This window comes from Alistipes sp. DJF_B185, from assembly GCF_964250025.1.
Lineage (GTDB): Bacteria > Bacteroidota > Bacteroidia > Bacteroidales > Rikenellaceae > Alistipes > Alistipes finegoldii.
Window position 1 is genome coordinate 71,815 of sequence record NZ_CAXUDY010000003.1, and the last position, 17,323, is coordinate 89,137.

The following is a 17,323-nucleotide window of genomic DNA, read 5'->3' on the forward strand; positions in this document are numbered from 1 at the left end:
AATTTGCAGGTTATAACGACCTATCAATGCGCAAAGGTATAAAAATATTGGGAAAGGTGTTATCGGCCGCGGTATTGTTGCTGATAATTCTGCCTCTGGCGCTCTCGTTGCTGCTCGACATTCCGGCCGTGCAGAACTACGTGGTGCAGAAAGCCGTGCGCATGGCGTCGAAGAAGCTCGAAACCACCGTCAGCATCGACCGCGTGGACATCGGGCTTTTCAGCAGGGTCAAGATCAAGGGTTTCTATGTCGAGGATTACCAGCGCGACACGCTGCTCTACGTGGGCCGTCTCGACGCCTTTGTCACCGGACTGGGCATCTTCGGCGGGGGACTTGCACTGAGCCGCGGCGAAATCGCCGACGCCAAGCTCTACCTGCGCGAGACGCCCGGCGGGGAGATGAACATCAAGCAGATCGTCAATCGTATCAGCAACCCCGACAAACCCAAGAAAGGCAACTTCCGCCTGTCGCTGCGCAAGGCGTCGATCGAGAATATGGACCTCTGTCTGGAGCGGCTCGACCGCCGCGACCCGGAGTTCGGCATCGACTTCAGCCATATGCACCTCTACGGCATCACGGCATATGTGAACGACTTCACCATCGACGGGCAGTCCATCTACACCACCATCGAAACCCTCTCGGCGCGCGAGCGCAGCGGCTTCGCCCTCGACCGCTTCGCCGGGCGGTTCTACCTGACCAACGGCTGCATGGGTTTCGAGGACGTCTCGGTCGTGACGGGCCGTTCGAACGTCCAGATTCCCTATATCTCGCTGGCGGGCGATTCGTGGGCCGAGTACAAGGACTTCATCGGCGAGGTGCGCATCGACGGCGCGCTGCGCAATACGACCGTTTCGACGGACGACATCGCCTATTTCGCCCCCAAGCTGCGCGGCTGGCATACCGATTTCAGCAATGTCAATGTCGAGGTCGCGGGCGTGGTCGCCGATTTCACGGCCAAGGTCAAAAGCATGCAGATCGGCGAGGGTACGTGGCTCATCGCCGACGCTTCGGTCCGGGGGCTTCCCGACATCCGGCAGACCCGTTTCGACCTGAACGTTCCGCGGCTCAAATCCTCCGCTGAAGCCGTCGACGAACTGGCTGCGGGGATCGGCGGCCGCGAGTTGTCCGACAAGCTGGTCGGCATACTGGGCAACACGGGGCAGATCGACATCAACGCCCGCTTCAAGGGGCTGCTTTCGTCGTTCGACATGCAGCTCGGCGCCTCGACCGGCGTGGGCGAGGTGACCTGCAACCTGCGGATGACGCCGCTTAAGGCGGGGCGCAGCAGCGTGCGGGGCGACGTGGAGACGCACAACCTGCGTCTGGGCGAGCTGCTCGGCCGCCGCGACCTGCTGGGCAACGCGACCCTCTCGGCCTATATCGACGGAGTGGTCGGCAAAGGCTATACCGACGCCAACGTCGTGGGCAACGTCACGCAGCTGGGCTTCAACGACTATATCTACGACTCGCTGCGGCTCGACGGCCGCCTGCGCAACCGCCAGTTCGACGGCCGCATCACGGCCCGCGATCCCAACCTCGATTTCGATTTTTCGGGGCTGGTGGATTTCAACGACTCGATTCCGCGCTACGACTTCACGATGGACCTGCGCCATGCCGACCTCGCCCGGCTCCATATCAACCGCCGCGACTCCGTCTCGCAGCTCGCGGCGCGTATCGAGGCCAATGCCGGGGGACGCTCGCTGGACGACCTGAACGGCCGTATCCACGTCACCGACGCCGTATACCGCTACAACGACAAGCGGATCACCTCGAAGACCATGACCGTCACGGGCGAGAACTCGGCGCGGAGCAAACTCGTCGAACTGCGCTCGGACTTCGCCGACGCCACGTTCCGCAGCAAGACCAGCTACCGCGAAGTCTTCGAATACCTGCGCCGCAGCGCATGGAAATACCTGCCCCTGCTGCGCCGCGGCGAGGGCGACCCGACGCCCCGCGGCCGCAAGACGGCCGTGGCCAACGACTATTCGCTGCTGTCGGTCAATATCCGTCACATAGACCCCATCACCGACGCCATCACGGCCGGCCTGCAGATCGCCGACGGGTCGTCGATGCAGCTGCTTTTCAATCCGGCCAGCGACCAGCTTTCGCTCAAGGCGACGTCGGAATACGTCGAGCGCAAACGCATGCTGGCCACACGCCTGAGCATCAACGCCTCCAACCGGGGCGACTCGCTCACGGTCTACGCTTCGGCCGAGGATCTCTACGCCGGGGTGCTGCACCTGCCGCAACTGTCGCTCACGGGCGGCGCCAAGCAGGGCCGCATGCAGGTTTCGGCGGGTTTCAACGATACGCTGCGCAAGGTGTCGGGACTGCTGGGCGTGCAGGCGCACGTGGTGGACGAACACGGCCCCAACGGCCGCGTCGTGGACCTGCGTATCCTGCCTTCGCACGTCACCCGCGGTTCGAAGACGTGGCAGATTTACGCCCGCAAGATACAGCTCGACACGGCGCAGGTCGTGATCGACCGGTTTTTCGTGATGAACCGCGAGCAGGAGCTGCTGCTGGACGGCGTCGCCTCGCGTAGCCGCGAGGATTCGGTGACCCTGTGCCTGCGCAACTTCGACCTCGCGCCTTTCATGCAGGTTGCCGAGCGCTTGGGGTACGTCGTCGAGGGGCGCACCAACGGTTCCGCGACGATGAAATCCGTGCTCCATGCGGGCGAAATCTCCGCCGACATCCTGCTCGACAGTCTGGAGGTCAACGACATTCCGGCTCCTCCGCTGCGGCTCTCTTCGCGCTGGGATTTCTCGCGCAACCGCGCCGGAGTGACCGTCACCGACCGCAACAAGCGCGATACGCTTATCCGGGGCTTCTACGCCCCTTCGCAGGTGCGCTACTACGCCCGGCTGGACATCGACAGTCTCGACATGGGGCTGCTCGACCCGATGCTTTCGGGCGTGATTTCCCAGACCGAGGGGCTCGCTTCGGCCGAACTGGTGCTGCAGGGCCAGCGCCGGGATGCCGACCTGACGGGACGGATTCACGTCACGGGACTCTCGACGAAAGTCGATTTTACACAGGTGGCCTATTCGATGCCCGAAGCCGTTCTCGACGTGCGGGGCAACCGCTTCCGCGCGTCGAACGTTCCGGTCTTCGACCCCGAAGGCAACCGGGGCCGTTTCGACATCGACCTGAGTCTGCAGCACCTCTCCAATATCGCCTATGACGTGCGTGTCGCACCCCAGCAGATGCTAGTGCTCAACACCACGGCGCAGGACAACGATTTCTTCTACGGCAAGGTCTACGCTTCGGGCACGGCGAGCATTTCGGGCGACAAGGGCGCAGTCAATATGGACATCGCCGCCTCCACCGACGACCATTCGTCGTTCTTCATGCCGCTGTCGAACAAGTCCAATATCTCGTACGCCGATTTCGTGACCTTCAAGGAGAAGCCCAAGGTCGATACGGTGGACAATCTGGCGCGGCGGAAGATGATGTTCGAACGTCGGCGGCAGCAGAAGACGGTGGCCGGCAGCCAGATGAACATTGCGCTGGCGCTCAACGTACGGCCCGGCGTCGAGGTCGAGCTGAGCGTGTCGGGCAATACGCTCAAGGGCCGCGGCGACGGAACGCTCAACCTGCAGATCAATCCCCGCTCGAACGTCTTCGAAATGTACGGCGACTATACCATCACCGAGGGAAGCTTCCTTTTCTCGCTCCAGAACATCATCAACAAGAAGTTCATTATCGAAAACGGCTCGACGATCCAGTGGACCGGTGCGCCGATGGACGCCATGCTCAATATCGACGCCATCTATAAGTTGAAAGCCTCGCTGCAGCCGCTGCTGCAGGGCACGGCCGAAAACGTGACGGCCGACCGCTCGGTGCCCGTCGAGTGCATCATCCACCTCGGCGACCGGCTTTCGAACCCGGCCATCACCTTCGACGTGAACGTGCCCGGCACCGACCCTGAGACGCAGGCCGTGGTCGCCAATGCGCTGACCACCCCTGAGACGGTCGATACGCAGTTCGCCTACCTGCTGCTGTTCAACAGCTTCATGTCCGAGAACAACGCCGCCTCGTCGAACATCGGCGCGTCGGTTTCGGCCGCGACGGGGCTGGAGTTCCTCTCGAACATGGTCAGCAACCTGCTTTCGAACGACGACTACAACATTGTCATCCGCTACCGCCCCAAGTCGGAGCTGACCAGCGACGAAGTGGATTTCGGCCTTTCGAAGAGCCTGATAAACAACCGTCTGTTCGTCGAGGTCGAGGGCAACTACCTGATCGACAACAAACAGGCCATCAACAGCTCGATGTCCAACTTCATGGGCGAAGCCTACATCACCTACCTGATCGACCGGGCGGGAACGCTCAAGGCCAAGGCCTTTACGCAGACCATCGACCGCTTCGACGAGAATCAGGGTCTTCAGGAGACCGGCGTCGGCATCTACTTCAAGGAGGATTTCGACAACTTCCGCGACCTGCGGCGGCGCATCCGGGAGCGTTTCACCAACAAGAAGCGCAAGGCCCGGCGCGAAGCGCGCCGCGAGGCCGCCCGCCGGGAAAAGGAGCTTCGGCGTGCGGCGGCGGATACGCTGCAGGCGTTCCGATACGTTAAACATGAAAAGGATGCGCCCGCGCCGTGAAACGGATCGGCCGGAACCGGAAACAGAAAAAATTCAATGACAAACTTCTATAATTTCTAAAACACTATGATGACTTTTTTGCAGGCTGCCGAGGCGGTGGCCACCAGTGAGGAGACCCGTATGGGACTGTGGACGCTGTTTACCAAAGGCGGTTGGCTGATGTGGCCGCTGCTGGCTCTGGGCGGGGTGACGATCTTTATCTTCGTGGAGCGCTTCATGGCTATCCGCAAGGCTTCGGTGCTGGACATGAACTTCATGAACCGCATCCGCGACTACATTTCCGACGGCAAGATCCAGACGGCCGTGAATCTGTGCAAGAAGACCGACACGCCGATCGCCCGCATGATCGAGAAGGGCATCGAGCGCATCGGACGCCCGATGAGCGACGTGCAGACGGCCATCGAGAACGTCGCCAACCTCGAAGTCTCGAAGCTCGAAAACGGCCTGCCGTTTCTGGCGACGATCGCCGGCGGCGCCCCGATGATCGGTTTTCTGGGTACGGTGCTCGGTATGGTGCAGACCTTCATGGACATGTCGGCCGCAGGCGGCACGGTGGATCTGGGACTGCTTTCGAGCGGTATGTATGTGGCGATGGTGACCACCGTGATGGGTCTTATCGTCGGCATCCCGGCCTACTTCGGCTACAACTACCTCGTCGCGCGCATCGAGAAGCTGGTGTTCCAGATGGAGGCCAACTCGATCGCATTCATGGACATTCTGAATCAACCCGTTCAAAAATAACGCGCTATGGCAATTAAACACGGATCGAAGGTCGATAAGTCCTTCTCGGCATCGTCGATGACCGACCTGATGTTCCTGCTGCTGCTGTTTCTGCTGATCGCTACGACGCTGATCAATCCCAATGCCCTGAAGCTGATGCTGCCGAAAAGCTCCAACCAGCTCAAGGACAAGGCGATGACCACGGTTTCGATACAGGATGCGGGCCACGGCAAGTACCGCTATTACGTCGAACTGCAGGAGGTCGGCTCGATCGAGGGCGTGGAGCGTGCGCTCAAGACGCGTCTCGACGGACAGAAGGACGCCACCGTGTCGCTGCACTGCGACGAGACGGTAGCCGTGGGCGAGACGGTCAAGGTGATGAATATCGCCAAGGACAACAATTACAAGTTAATTCTGGCGACGGCGCCGAATTGACGGACGCCGTCCGGCGGCGGCAGCCGTCGCCAAAATCAGGTTTTATGTATTATTACGATCCAAATAACAGGAATCCCCGCAGGTGGGCGACGGTTGCGACGGCGGTCTACGCGCTGCTGCTGATCGGTTCGTTCGCGCTGGTCTCGTTCGACTTCCGGCAGATCCACGACAAGCCGGGCGATACGATCACGATCGACTTCACCGAGCCGCCTGCGCTCGAACCGCCCAAGCCGCGCGTCAGGACGGCCACCGAGCCGCGCGTGCACGACCGCACGGCTCCCGTCGAGCAGACGGCGCAGGTCTCCGGCAAGGACGAGACGACGCAGACGCCCAATCCCCGCGCGCTGTTCAACATGAACAAGGGCGGCGCCGACGAACCCGACAACGCGGGCAATCCCCGTGCTCCCGAAGGCGAGGACAGGGCCAGCGGCACCGGTCCGGGACTCAATCCCGACGGGCTGGACCAGCTGGATCAGGGCTTGCAGGGGCGCGGGCTGGTGGGCGACCTGCCCAAACCTTCGTACCCCGGTTCGAAGAGCGGCAAGGTGATCGTCCGCGTGACGGTCGATGCTTCGGGACGGGTCACGAGTGCGGCCTACGAACCGAAAGGCTCGACCACCGCCGCCGCCGAACTGGTCGAAGCCGCCAAAGCCGCGGCGCGCAAGGCGCGCTTTACCGAGAGCCGCGCGGCGGTGCAGGGCGGAACGATCACCTATGTTTTCCGTATGGAGTAATTTTTGAAACGAAAGACAATGCGATTTTTATTACTGACACTTTTCGGATGCCTGACCTTTGCGGCGGGCCGCGCCCAGCAGCCCGCGAAGATCGAGGGGGCGCATCTGCATATGGAGGTCGCGAGCCACGATTTCGGCGACGTGCCCCGCAAGGGCGGCGATCTGGTGCGCGAATTCACCTTCACCAACGACGGCACGGTGCCGCTGGTCGTGACGCGCGTCATCTCCTCGTGTTCGTGTCTCAAGGCGTCGTACTCCAAACGGCCGGTCGCTCCGGGCGAGAGCGGAACCATCAGCATCATCTACGAACCCCACAAGAGCGAACCGGGCGTCTTCAACAAGGTGATTCAGATTTACTCGAATTCGGTGGACGGCCGCGACGTAATCACCGTGCAGGGCAACTCGATCGATCCGGGACCCCGCAAGGTCAAGACCGGGGAGGTGAAGATAAAGTATAAGAAAGATAAGTAGGACTGCCTTTCCGGGTCGGGGCGGGGTTTCCGGGGACTGGTGGTTTCGGGTTTCCGGGGGCTTGACGGTTTCGGGGGGCGGCTGAAGTTTCCGCCCGCAATCCGCCCGCATGCGGGAAGTCTTCTCCGAGGAGGGGATTCAGGGAAGGGCAGACTTGCAAACGCCGCCTTTGGCGGCGGCAACGACCGTCGGAGTCGATCCGCGGGCCGAATAATACATACACTACAATAAAGTAACTACGCTATTTATGGCAATTCTTTTTTCCAACGCCACGATTCTGCCGATGACGGCGGACGAAGGCAGTCCCAAAACCTTTACGGGTTTCGTGGGCGTCGCGGGCAGCCGCATCGCGCTGGTCACGGAGTCCGCGTCCGAAGCCGACGCATTCCGCGCCGCACACCCCGACGCACGGATCATCGACTGCACGGGCCGGCTGCTGATGCCGGGGCTTGTCAATACCCACTGCCACGCCGCCATGACGCTGCAGCGCAGTTATGCCGACGATATCGCCTTGATGGAGTGGCTCCACGACTATATCTGGCCGTTCGAAGCGCGCCAGACGGCCGACGACGTGGCGTTGGGAATGACGCTCGGCATTGTCGAGATGCTGCTGGGCGGCGTGACCTCGTTCGTGGATATGTATTACCACGAAAACCGCTGCGTCGAAGTGGCCGAGCGGCTGGGCATCCGCGCGATGCTGGGCTGCAACTATTTTGACAGCAACGTCGAAGAGGTGCTTCCCGAAGTGGGGCAGGCGGTGGAACTCGCCGCCGGCTGCGACCGGATCCGGATCGCCCTCGCGCCCCATTCGCCCTACACCGTGTCGCCCGAAAACCTGCGGCGCGGCAAAGAGACGGCCGAGCGGTACGGACTGCACCTGATGACCCATATCGCTGAGACGCAGGACGAGGTGCGCATCGTGCGCGAGAAATACGGCATGACGCCCGTCGAACACCTCGACGCGCTGGGCATGCTCGACGCCCGCACCATCGGCGCACACTGCATCTATTTGACCGACACCGACATTGCGACGCTGGCCGCGCGCGGCGTGGCCGTGTCGCACAACCCGCAGAGCAACATGAAGATTTCGAGCGGCGTGGCGCCCGTCGAGCGGCTGCGCGCCGCGGGTGCGCTGGTGACCATCGGCACCGACGGCACCTGCTCCAACAACGATCTCGACATGTTCGAGGAGGTGCGCACGGCGGCCTTCCTGCAGAAATCCGCCACGGGCGACCCCGTCGCGCTCCCGGCTTACGAAGCGCTGAAGCTGGCGACGGTCAACGGCGCCCGCGCTTTGGGCTACGCCGAAGGCGAACTGGGCGTGGTCCGCGAGGGCGCATTGGCCGACCTGATCGTCGTGGACCTCCAGAAACCCCATTTGCAGCCCGTTCACGATCTGGTGTCGAACATCGTCTACTGCGGCAAGGCGTCGGATGTCGATACGGTCATGGTCGACGGCCGCATCGTGGTCGAAAACCGCCGTGTGGCGGGCGTGAACCTGCCTGCGCTCTATGCCGCAGTCGCCGCCGCCGTGAAACGCATCACGGCGAAATAACCGTCCGACCATGAAAATCGTCTCCGTCAGGGAGCACCCCGAATTCGCGGATGCCGCGATCGGCTATATTTCGGCCTGCTGGCCCGAAGTGCCGCCCGTTCTTTATGAGGACTGCATCCGCCACGCTGTCAGCGCCGCAGGTCCGCTTCCGCAGTGGTATCTGCTGATGTCGGGCAGCGAGCCGGTCGGTTGTGCAGGGTTGATCGCCAACGACTTTATCAGCCGCATGGACCTGTGGCCGTGGGCCTGCGCCCTCTATGTCGAGGAGCGTCTGCGCGGACACGCCTACGGACGGCTGCTGCTCGACCGTGCGGCCGAAGACGCCCGCCGCGCAGGATTCGGCAAGCTCTACCTCAGCACCGATCACGCCGGGCTGTACGAAAAGTGGGGCTTCCGTTATCTCGGACAGGGCTATCACCCGTGGGGTGCGGAGTCCCGGATTTACGAACGTACTCTATAACAATATATTGACAGCATAGGTATGAAAGGAAAGATTCGTTTCGGAATGGTCGGTACGGGCTTTATCGCCGACTGGGTGCTTGCCGGCGCCCGGCAGGACCCGCGCTTCGAGGCGGCGGCGATCTGTTCGCGCAATCAGGCTACGGCCGATGCCTTCGCCGCGAAGCACGGGATTCCGCATACGTTCACCTCGCTCGAAGAGATGGCCCGCAGTCCGCTCGTCGATGCCGTCTATATCGCCTCGCCCAACGCCCTGCATGCGTCGCAGAGCATCCTCTGCATGAGCTGCGGCAAACACGTGCTGTGCGAGAAGCCGCTGGCCTCCAATGCGCGCGAAGCCCGTGCGATGATCGAAGCCGCGCGCAGATACGGCGTCGTGCTGATGGAGGCCATGATTGCGACGCTCAATCCCAATTTCCGGATCGTGCGCGAGCAGCTTCCCCGTCTGGGAACGATCCGCCGCTACTTCGCCAGCTACTGCCAGTACTCCTCGCGCTATGACAAGTTCAGGGAGGGCGTCGTGCTCAACGCCTTCGATCCGTCGCTTTCCAACGGCGCCATGATGGACATCGGCGTCTATACGGTTTACCCGATGGTCGCGCTTTTCGGGCGGCCGCAGGCCGTCGATGCGCAGGGTGTCGTGCTCTCTTCGGGGGCGGACGGTCAGGGAGCCGTCAACTTCCGTTACGAGGGGATGAACGCCACGGTGCTCTACTCCAAGATCGCCGATTCGCGCCTGCCCTCCGAGATCGAAGGGGAGGAGGGTACGCTGCTGCTGGATACGATCCACGACATACGCTGTGTGACCCGTTTCCCGCGCCGAGGCGCCGCTTCGGGCCGCGGCCCGGAGACTGTCGGCGAATCGGTCGGTGTGGAGCCGGACCGGGACCGTTACTATTACGAAATCGCGGAGTTCATTGATTTGATCGAACAGGGCCGCCCGGAATCGGCGGTCAACAGCCACGCCAATTCGCTTGCGACGCTGGAGATCATCGATGAAGTGCGCCGCCAGTTGGGCGTGGTCTATCCCGCCGACGGGGCGCGCTGACTTCCGCCGATTCGTGTTGCTCGGTAACGATTAACGGCAGGGATATTCCCTGCCGTTAATCGTTATCGTTTTTTTTGCGGTCTTCCAGCCCCGTTCCTCCCCGGCTTTTGCGGCCTTGTTTCCTCTCCGTGCTTTTGCTTTCCAGCCTTGTTTTTTCGGCGTTTCCCTTTACCGCAATAGGATTTTCCATCGCCGTTCCGTTCCGGTTTCCTCCCGGCCTCTTGCTTCCTCTCCGTGCTGTTGCTCCCGGCCTCGTCCTTTCTCCGGACCGTTCACTTCCCGGTCACGGCGGAGGGTTGTCGTCCGTCGGTTCTCAGATATACCGTCGCCGTGCGCGAAGTATTGTAGATGCGGATATGCGGCCGCTCGGTGTTATCCCCGTCCTGCGCCGGGAACGAGAAGTGCTCGCCGTCCATCGCCTGCCGCTCCTGCCCGCCGAAACGCCGTTCGTCGGTCGAGAGCAGGGGCACGTATTTGCCGGGCGCCTGCACGGGCAGCTCGTAGTCGGGAATCGACGCCGAGGGGTGCCAGTTGAAGACGAACAGCAGGTCGCCATGCGCGAAGGCCATCGTCTTGTTGCACTCGTCCATCACGAGATTCCACGCGTAGCCGTCGGCCAGCACCCTGTACCGCTTCACCAGTTTGATCATCGCCTTGTCGAAATCCCCCAGCCATGCATAGCGCAGAAACCCGTTCCCGGCCAGCGACCACTGCCGCCGGGCGTGGGCGTAGCTCCAGCCGTTGCCTTCGCGCGGGAAGTCGATCCATTCGGGATGCCCGAACTCGTTGCCCATGAAGTTGAGGTAGGCCTGCCCGCCCGTAGAAATGGTCATCAGGCGTATCATCTTGTGCAGCGCCATGCCGCGGTCGATCACCACGCTCTGCGACGCGCGGTCCATGTTGAAATACATCTCCTTGTCCATCAGTCTGAACGCCAGCGTCTTGTCGCCCACCAGCGCCTGATCGTGCGACTCGGCGTAGGCCACCGTCTTCACTTCGGGCAGGCGGTCGGTCATCACGTTCCACATCTCCCAGATGTTCCACTCCTCGTCGGGCACCTCCTTGAGCTGCTTGATCCAGAAATCGGGAATCGCCATCCCCAGCCGGTAGTCGAAGCCGATGCCTCCGTCCGTGTCGGGAATGCACATCCCCGGCATGCCCGACACGTCCTCGGCGATGGTCACGTCGCCCGCGCGGAAGTCGTGCACCAGCCGGTTGGCCAGCGTCAGATAGGTCAGCGCGTCGCCGTTCACCCCCGCGTCGAAGAAACGTTCGCGGCAGTCGAAATCGACGTAGCCGTGGTGGTGGTAGATCATCGAGGTCACGCCGTCGAAGCGGTAGCCGTCGAAATGGAATTCGTCGAGCCAGTATTTGACGTTCGAAAGCAGGAAATGCTGCACCTCGTCCTTGCCGTAGTCGAAGAGCATCGAGTCCCAATAGGGCTGGTAGCCCGCCTTTCCGGGCAGCGAATAGTGGTGGTCTGTGCCGTCCAGCTCGTTGATGCCTTCGTTGAGGTTCTTCACGTAGTGGGCGTGTACGAGGTCCATGATGACTCCCAGCCCCAGCTCGTGGGCGCGGCGCACCAGCTCCTTCAGCTCTTCGGGCGTGCCGCAGCGCGATGCCGGGGCGAAGAAACTCGACACATGATAGCCGAACGACCCGTAATAGGGGTGTTCGGCGATGGCCATGAGCTGCACGGCGTTGTAGCCGTCCTTTTTTATTATAGGTAATATCTTCTCCGTGAATTCGCGGTAGGTCCCGACGCCCTCCTTCTCCTGCGCCATGCCCACGTGTGCCTCGTAGATGAGCAGGTTCCCGTTTTTTGAAATGTCGAATGCGTCGCCCCGCCAGTCGAACGGCTCCGGCGCCCAGAACTGCGCCGTGTAGTTTTTCGTCTCCTCGTCCTGCACTACGCGCGTCGCGTAGGCCGGAATGCGGTCCAGCCAGCCGTTGTCGCCATGGACGTGGAGCTTGTAGAGCGAGCCGTGCACCAGCCTGTCGCGGTACATCGCCGTGGGGAAGAAGGCGCTCCATACGCCGTGGCGGTCGCGCTGCATGCGGATTTCGGTCCGCTGCCAGTTGTTGAAATCGCCGAAGACGTAGACGTCGTGCGCTCCGGGCAGCCATTCGCGCAGCCACCAGCCGTCGAGCGTCTCGTCGCGCTGCCAGCCGAAATAGCGGTAGCCGTTGGCGTAATCGACGAGCGACCCCGCCGCCTGCACGATTGCATTCATTTTGTCCATATACCGCTCGTAACGGTTATTGAGCTCCTGCTCTGCGGGGAGCAGCCACTCGTCGCGTTCGACGATCGGAAGCCTGCGGGTCGTTTTTTCCATAACCGGTTTTGTGTTTATACAAATATATGGAAAATTTTTCTATCTTTGTCAGCAAACAAAAAACGAATCATTTATTACTAACACCAAAAATTAACTTATGAAAGGACAACCCCAAGGACTGATCGCCGCGGCTTTGGCCAATATGGGCGAGCGATTCGGTTTCTACATCATGATGGCGATCCTGACCCTGTTCATCTCCGCCAAGTTCGGTCTCGACGAGGCCACGGCGGGTTACATCTATTCGGGATTCTACGCTTCGATCTACCTGCTGGCGCTTGTCGGCGGTATCATCGCCGACAAGACCAAGAACTACAAGGGCACCATCATGTGGGGGCTGGTGGTGATGTCGCTGGGTTACCTGCTGATCGCCATTCCCACGCCCACGCCGGTTCCCAGCCTGCCGCTCTATCTGACGCTGACCTGCCTCGGACTGCTGGTCATCGCCTTCGGCAACGGCCTTTTCAAGGGCAATCTCCAAGCGTTGGTGGGGCAGATGTACGACAACAAGGAGTTCAGCGCCAAGCGCGAGTCGGGTTTCCAGATCTTCTACATGTTCATCAACATCGGCGGCTTCTTCGCGCCGTTCGTCGCCATCGGCGTGCGCAACTGGTGGCTCAAGGTCAATAATTTCGACTACAACGCCAAGCTGCCCGAACTCTGCCACGAATACCTCAAAGGTCAGGACATGGCCGGCGAGGGGCTTGCCAATCTCACCTCGTATGCCAATTCGGCTTACCTCGACGGGTCGCCCGTCGGTGACCTGCACGCTTTCTGCAACAGCTACCTCGACGTTTTCAACCGCGGTTTCCACTACGCCTTCATCGCCGCTATCGTGATGATGCTCGTTTCGCTGATGATCTACATGTCGAACAAGAAACGCTTCCCCGATCCCTCGCAGAAGGCTGCGGCCAAGGGCGGGAAGGCTTCCGCCGCCGAGATCACGATGTCGGCGCAGGAGATCCGCCAGCGCATCTATGCGCTTTTCGCCGTGTTCGGCGTGGTGATCTTCTTCTGGGTTTCGTTCCATCAGAACGGCTATTCGCTGACCTACTTCGCCCGTGACTACGTGAATCTGGACGTCATCAACATCGACTTGGGCTTCACGGTCATCAAGGGCGCCGAAATCTTCCAGAGCGTCAACCCGTTCTTCGTGGTGACCCTCACGCCGCTGATCATGTGGTTCTTCGGCTGGCTGCGCAAACGCAACGTCGAGGTCTCGACGCCGATGAAGATCGCCATCGGTATGGGTATCGCCGCCACGGCCTACCTCTTCCTGATGTTCTTCTCGCTGGCGCTGCCCGACAAGGCCGCCCTCGCAGGCATGAAGGCCGACGAAATGCAGTCGATTCTGGTTACGCCGTGGGTGATGGTGGGACTCTACTTCATCCTGACGGTCGCCGAGCTGTTCATCTCGCCGCTCGGACTGGCCTTCGTGTCGAAGGTCGCGCCGCCGCACATGCAGGGTCTGATGCAGGGCTTCTGGCTGGCTGCCACGGCCGTGGGCAACGCACTGTTGTTCGTGGGCGGATGGCTCTATCTGCACACCCCGATGTGGGCTACGTGGTTCGTCTTTGTGGCCGCCTGCGGATTGTCGATGCTCGTCATGCTGTCGATGGTACGCTGGCTCGAACGGGTCACCCGATAATAGGACGGGAGCGTTTCGCGGGACCGGACGGGACGTCGGAAAGGACGGCTCTGTTTTACGGCTCCGAACGGAACGCCCGATGGTCGGAACGCAGTTCCGCCGAGTTTGCCGCCGCGTAATTTTACGCGGCGGTTTTTTTGCAAATTCGATAAAATGGACTTTTTCTGTTGATTCTCCGGTTGAAAATGCTATCTTTGTAGCGCTTAACGTCACTTTATACATGCGCATTCCGTCATCTCTCGCCGCTTTTGCGGTCTGCATCCTCATGGCTTTCTCCCATGCCTTCCCGATGCGGGCGGGCGAACGGGCTTTGCAGACTCCTTCACAACCGGCGGACAGCGCTTTGACGGCGTATTACAAACTCTGCAAGGCGCACCGCGCCGATGCCGAAGCCCCTGCAATGTGCGACACGCTCTTTCGGCGGGCCGAAGCCGCGCGCAACGTAAGGATGCAGGCTATCGCGCTTTGCGTCCGTCTCGACCATTTCTACTACAAGAACGACCGGGCGGAAATCCTCGAAGGCGTGCGGCGCGTGCAGGAATTCTGCCGCAGGCATCCCAAGGAAGACCTGCGCTATTTCTATTATTTCGTCTGGTCGAGCCGCCTGATTACCTATTATATCAAGCAGAACCAGTCCAACACGGCGATTTACGAGACCCGCAAGATGCTCGCCGAAGCCGAGGACGACGATTACCCCGAAGGCGTCGCCTCCTGCTACCGGATGCTCGGCAACCTCTACCTGACGCAGGGCGCGTAGCGGATGGCTTACGACAACTTCCGCCGCCAGATCGAGGTGCTCGAACACAACGGCATCGACGACATCAACTTGCCGACGCAGTACGCTTCGCTGGCGCAGTGCGCGCTGGAGCTGGATATGCCCGATTCGGCGTTCGTCGCGCTGCAGAAGGCCGCGTCGCTGCCCAAGCGGACCACCTATCAGGAATTTACCGTCAATAAGGGCTTCGGCCTTTACTATATCCGGACTGAAAATTTCGCGGAGGCGAAGAAACGGCTGGAGGCTTCGGAGGAGCTGTTCCGCCGCGACCCCTCGCTGCGGTTCCATACGGCCGGGCTGAGCTATCTGCGAACGGCCTATTTCAAGGCTTCGGGCCAGTACGGGAAGGCGTTGGAGACGATTCTGGAGACGCAGCGCGACACGGTGATCCGCAGTTCCGGGTTCAACAACTATGCGCTGACCAAGGAGCTTGGCGACGTCTACTGGCACCTGCGTGAGATGGAGCGGGCCGCGGCCAATTACCGGGAATACATCCGTCTGTCGGACTCGGTGCGCAACCGCGAAATCCGCACTGCGACGGACGATTTTTCGGGAATTCTCGAAATCAGCCGCCTGCACAACGAAACCAAGGAGCTGCAGTACGACCTCCAGCGCAAACGCCTGCGCAACACCTATCTGATTATCTGCCTGCTGGCGGGAGTGCTGGTGACGGGCGGCGTGGGATATGCGCGCATGATGAAGCTCAACCGGCGTCTCAAGGCCTCCGAAGCGACGGTGCTGGCCCAGAACGAGCATCTGCGGATCAGCGGCGAAGAGCTTCTCGAAGCCAAGGAGCAGGCCGAGCAGGCCAGCCGCATGAAGACCGAATTTATCCAGCATATGTCGCACGAGGTGCGCACGCCCCTCAATTCGATCGTCGGATTTTCGCAGGTGCTGGCGTCCGAATTCCGCGACAAGCCCGCCACGGGCGAGTATGCCTCCATCATCGAAGCCAACAGTGCGACCCTGCTGCGGCTTTTCGACGACGTGCTCGAAGTCGCCTACCTCGACCAGACGGGCGACCTGCCTCGCTGCGACGTCACGGCGCTGAACAACCTCTGCAACGACTGCGTGGAGAGCACCCTGCCGGAACTGCATCCCGGCGTGAGCCTGCTGGACGAACTTCCGGTCTCCGATCCCGTGGTGCGCACCAACCTCAAGCGTATCGAGCAGGTGCTGCTGCATCTGCTCCGCAACGCTGCCAAATTCACGCGCTCCGGGCGTATCGTGCTGACGTACGAATGCCTGCCCGCGGAGCGTCTGCTGCGGTTTGCCGTGACCGATACCGGACCGGGCATTCCCGCCGGTCGGCACGAAGAGGTCTTCAGACGTTTCGTGAAAATCGATCCCTTTTCGCAGGGGACGGGACTCGGCCTGCCCATCTGCCGGCTTATCGCCGCTAAACTGGGCGGACGTTTGTTCGTCGATCCGGAGTATGCGTCGGGCTGCCGCATGATTTTCGAAGTGCCGTTCGACCTGCCCGAAACGTCTGCCTGATCCGGAATCCGTAACGCCGAAGCGCCGGTTTCTCGCCCCGTTGCCCTCTCAGTTCGTTAGTCTCTCGGCCCGTTGCCTTTTCGGCCCGTTGCCTTTTCGGCCCGTTGGCTTTTTGGTCTGTTGCCTTTTCGGTCCGTTAGCTGCTCGGTTCGTCGGCTTGTAACCCCGCCGCTCTCTTGTTGCCTTGCCGAAGCCACCTCTTGCAATCTCTTTCCTTTCCTGTTTTATTATTCGATACGTCTCCTTTCCGGCCCTTCTTCCCGGTCCGGATTGTTCTGTTTGTCTCCGTTTCTGCTTGTTCGGGACATAATCGGCTGGAAAAACTGCAAAAAACAGAAAACTTTTTTGGTTCCGTGAGTTTTCTTGTTATATTTGTCTCGAATAAAACGACTGAAGACATGACCCCTCCCCAGAAAGAACGCATTATCGACCAGGCGATGCAGATGTTCGCCACGCAGGGCATCAAATCCGTGCGCATGGACGATATCGCACAGCATCTCGGCGTATCGAAGCGTACGCTGTACGAACTGTTCGGCGACAAGGAAGGGCTGCTCTATCTGGCGATGGAGCGCTACTTCCAGCGTGACCGGCAGCGTTGGACCGAACTTACTGCCAACGCCCGCAACGTCCTCGAAGCCATGTTCATGGTGCTGGCGCAGGTGATGGACAAGGCCGAGGTGTCCAGCCGCATGATGGACAATCTCAAGAAATTCTATCCCGCCGTCCATGACAAACTGACGCGCGAAGGCATGGAAAAGAACCGGCGCAGCCTGCGCGGCATGCTCGATCAGGGTATCGTCGACGGCCTGTTCGTCGATAACATCAATATCGATCTGGCGATCTCGGTGCTTTATTACACGGCCTCCGCGCTGGTGACCCGCAAGGAGCTGATGCTGCCCGCCGGAATGACCGAACGCGAAGCCTTCGTGCAGATAATCAGCAATTTCTTCCGCGGCATTTCGACGGCCAAGGGGCTGCGGCTGATCGACGACAACCTGAAAAGATACGAACTGACCAAGTACGGCAAATAAAAATTGA

14 protein-coding genes are annotated in these 17,323 nt (G+C 60.8%); 12 read left to right on the forward strand and 2 right to left on the reverse strand.

The window, feature by feature from the left end; genetic code table 11:
- Positions 1 to 26: 26 nt before the first annotated feature.
- The 8 genes from ACESTR_RS05425 (at position 27) to ACESTR_RS05460 (ending at position 10,032) form a co-directional block, all read left to right on the forward strand.
- The gene (locus tag ACESTR_RS05425) at positions 27 to 4,610 is read left to right on the forward strand and encodes a translocation/assembly module TamB domain-containing protein (RefSeq protein WP_410520970.1); all 4,584 of its coding nucleotides are present in this window, start codon (positions 27 to 29) and stop codon (positions 4,608 to 4,610) included.
- A 66-nt stretch (positions 4,611 to 4,676) separates the two neighbouring features.
- Positions 4,677 to 5,351 (forward strand): MotA/TolQ/ExbB proton channel family protein, encoded by a 675-nt coding sequence (locus ACESTR_RS05430; protein WP_039939472.1) that lies wholly within the window; start codon positions 4,677 to 4,679, stop codon positions 5,349 to 5,351.
- Between the two features lie 6 nt (positions 5,352 to 5,357).
- Positions 5,358 to 5,765, forward strand: coding sequence for an ExbD/TolR family protein (locus ACESTR_RS05435; protein WP_009596235.1), 408 nt, complete (start codon positions 5,358 to 5,360; stop codon positions 5,763 to 5,765).
- A gap of 44 nt (positions 5,766 to 5,809) precedes the next feature.
- Positions 5,810 to 6,499, forward strand: a complete 690-nt coding sequence (locus ACESTR_RS05440; protein WP_279067215.1) for a TonB family protein — start codon at positions 5,810 to 5,812, stop codon at positions 6,497 to 6,499.
- A gap of 18 nt (positions 6,500 to 6,517) precedes the next feature.
- On the forward strand, positions 6,518 to 6,970 hold the full coding sequence (locus ACESTR_RS05445) for a DUF1573 domain-containing protein (RefSeq protein WP_276807603.1): 453 nt from the start codon (positions 6,518 to 6,520) through the stop codon (positions 6,968 to 6,970).
- 247 nt (positions 6,971 to 7,217) lie between these two features.
- A complete protein-coding gene (locus ACESTR_RS05450) occupies positions 7,218 to 8,525 on the forward strand; it encodes an amidohydrolase (protein WP_278433164.1) in 1,308 nt (435 codons plus the stop codon).
- Positions 8,526 to 8,535: 10 nt separating this feature from the next.
- Entirely contained in the window at positions 8,536 to 8,985 is a 450-nt protein-coding gene (locus tag ACESTR_RS05455) for a GNAT family N-acetyltransferase (protein WP_279067025.1), read from the forward strand.
- A gap of 21 nt (positions 8,986 to 9,006) precedes the next feature.
- The gene (locus tag ACESTR_RS05460; protein ID WP_302297913.1) at positions 9,007 to 10,032 is read left to right on the forward strand and encodes a Gfo/Idh/MocA family protein; all 1,026 of its coding nucleotides are present in this window, start codon (positions 9,007 to 9,009) and stop codon (positions 10,030 to 10,032) included.
- Positions 10,033 to 10,087: 55 nt separating this feature from the next.
- Here ACESTR_RS05460 and ACESTR_RS05465 read toward each other — a convergent pair whose 3' ends face one another.
- Together ACESTR_RS05465 and ACESTR_RS05470 are read right to left on the reverse strand one after the other, a co-directional pair.
- Positions 10,088 to 10,222, reverse strand: coding sequence for a hypothetical protein (locus ACESTR_RS05465; RefSeq protein ID WP_262708619.1), 135 nt, complete (start codon positions 10,220 to 10,222; stop codon positions 10,088 to 10,090).
- An 82-nt stretch (positions 10,223 to 10,304) separates the two neighbouring features.
- Positions 10,305 to 12,368 (reverse strand): alpha-amylase family glycosyl hydrolase, encoded by a 2,064-nt coding sequence (locus ACESTR_RS05470; RefSeq protein WP_373178960.1) that lies wholly within the window; start codon positions 12,366 to 12,368, stop codon positions 10,305 to 10,307.
- A 97-nt stretch (positions 12,369 to 12,465) separates the two neighbouring features.
- On the opposite strand from ACESTR_RS05470, the gene ACESTR_RS05475 reads away from it, so the two are divergent.
- The 4 genes from ACESTR_RS05475 (at position 12,466) to ACESTR_RS05490 (ending at position 17,316) form a co-directional block, all read left to right on the forward strand.
- The gene (locus tag ACESTR_RS05475; protein WP_373178961.1) at positions 12,466 to 14,013 is read left to right on the forward strand and encodes a peptide MFS transporter; all 1,548 of its coding nucleotides are present in this window, start codon (positions 12,466 to 12,468) and stop codon (positions 14,011 to 14,013) included.
- 220 nt (positions 14,014 to 14,233) lie between these two features.
- Positions 14,234 to 14,770 carry a hypothetical protein gene (locus tag ACESTR_RS05480; protein WP_022044035.1) on the forward strand — a complete coding sequence of 179 codons (537 nt, stop codon included), beginning with the start codon at positions 14,234 to 14,236 and terminating at the stop codon, positions 14,768 to 14,770.
- 3 nt (positions 14,771 to 14,773) lie between these two features.
- Positions 14,774 to 16,285 carry a sensor histidine kinase gene (locus ACESTR_RS05485; RefSeq protein ID WP_227042903.1) on the forward strand — a complete coding sequence of 504 codons (1,512 nt, stop codon included), beginning with the start codon at positions 14,774 to 14,776 and terminating at the stop codon, positions 16,283 to 16,285.
- Between the two features lie 398 nt (positions 16,286 to 16,683).
- Positions 16,684 to 17,316 carry a TetR/AcrR family transcriptional regulator gene (locus ACESTR_RS05490; protein ID WP_009596261.1) on the forward strand — a complete coding sequence of 211 codons (633 nt, stop codon included), beginning with the start codon at positions 16,684 to 16,686 and terminating at the stop codon, positions 17,314 to 17,316.
- Positions 17,317 to 17,323 lie beyond the last annotated feature (7 nt).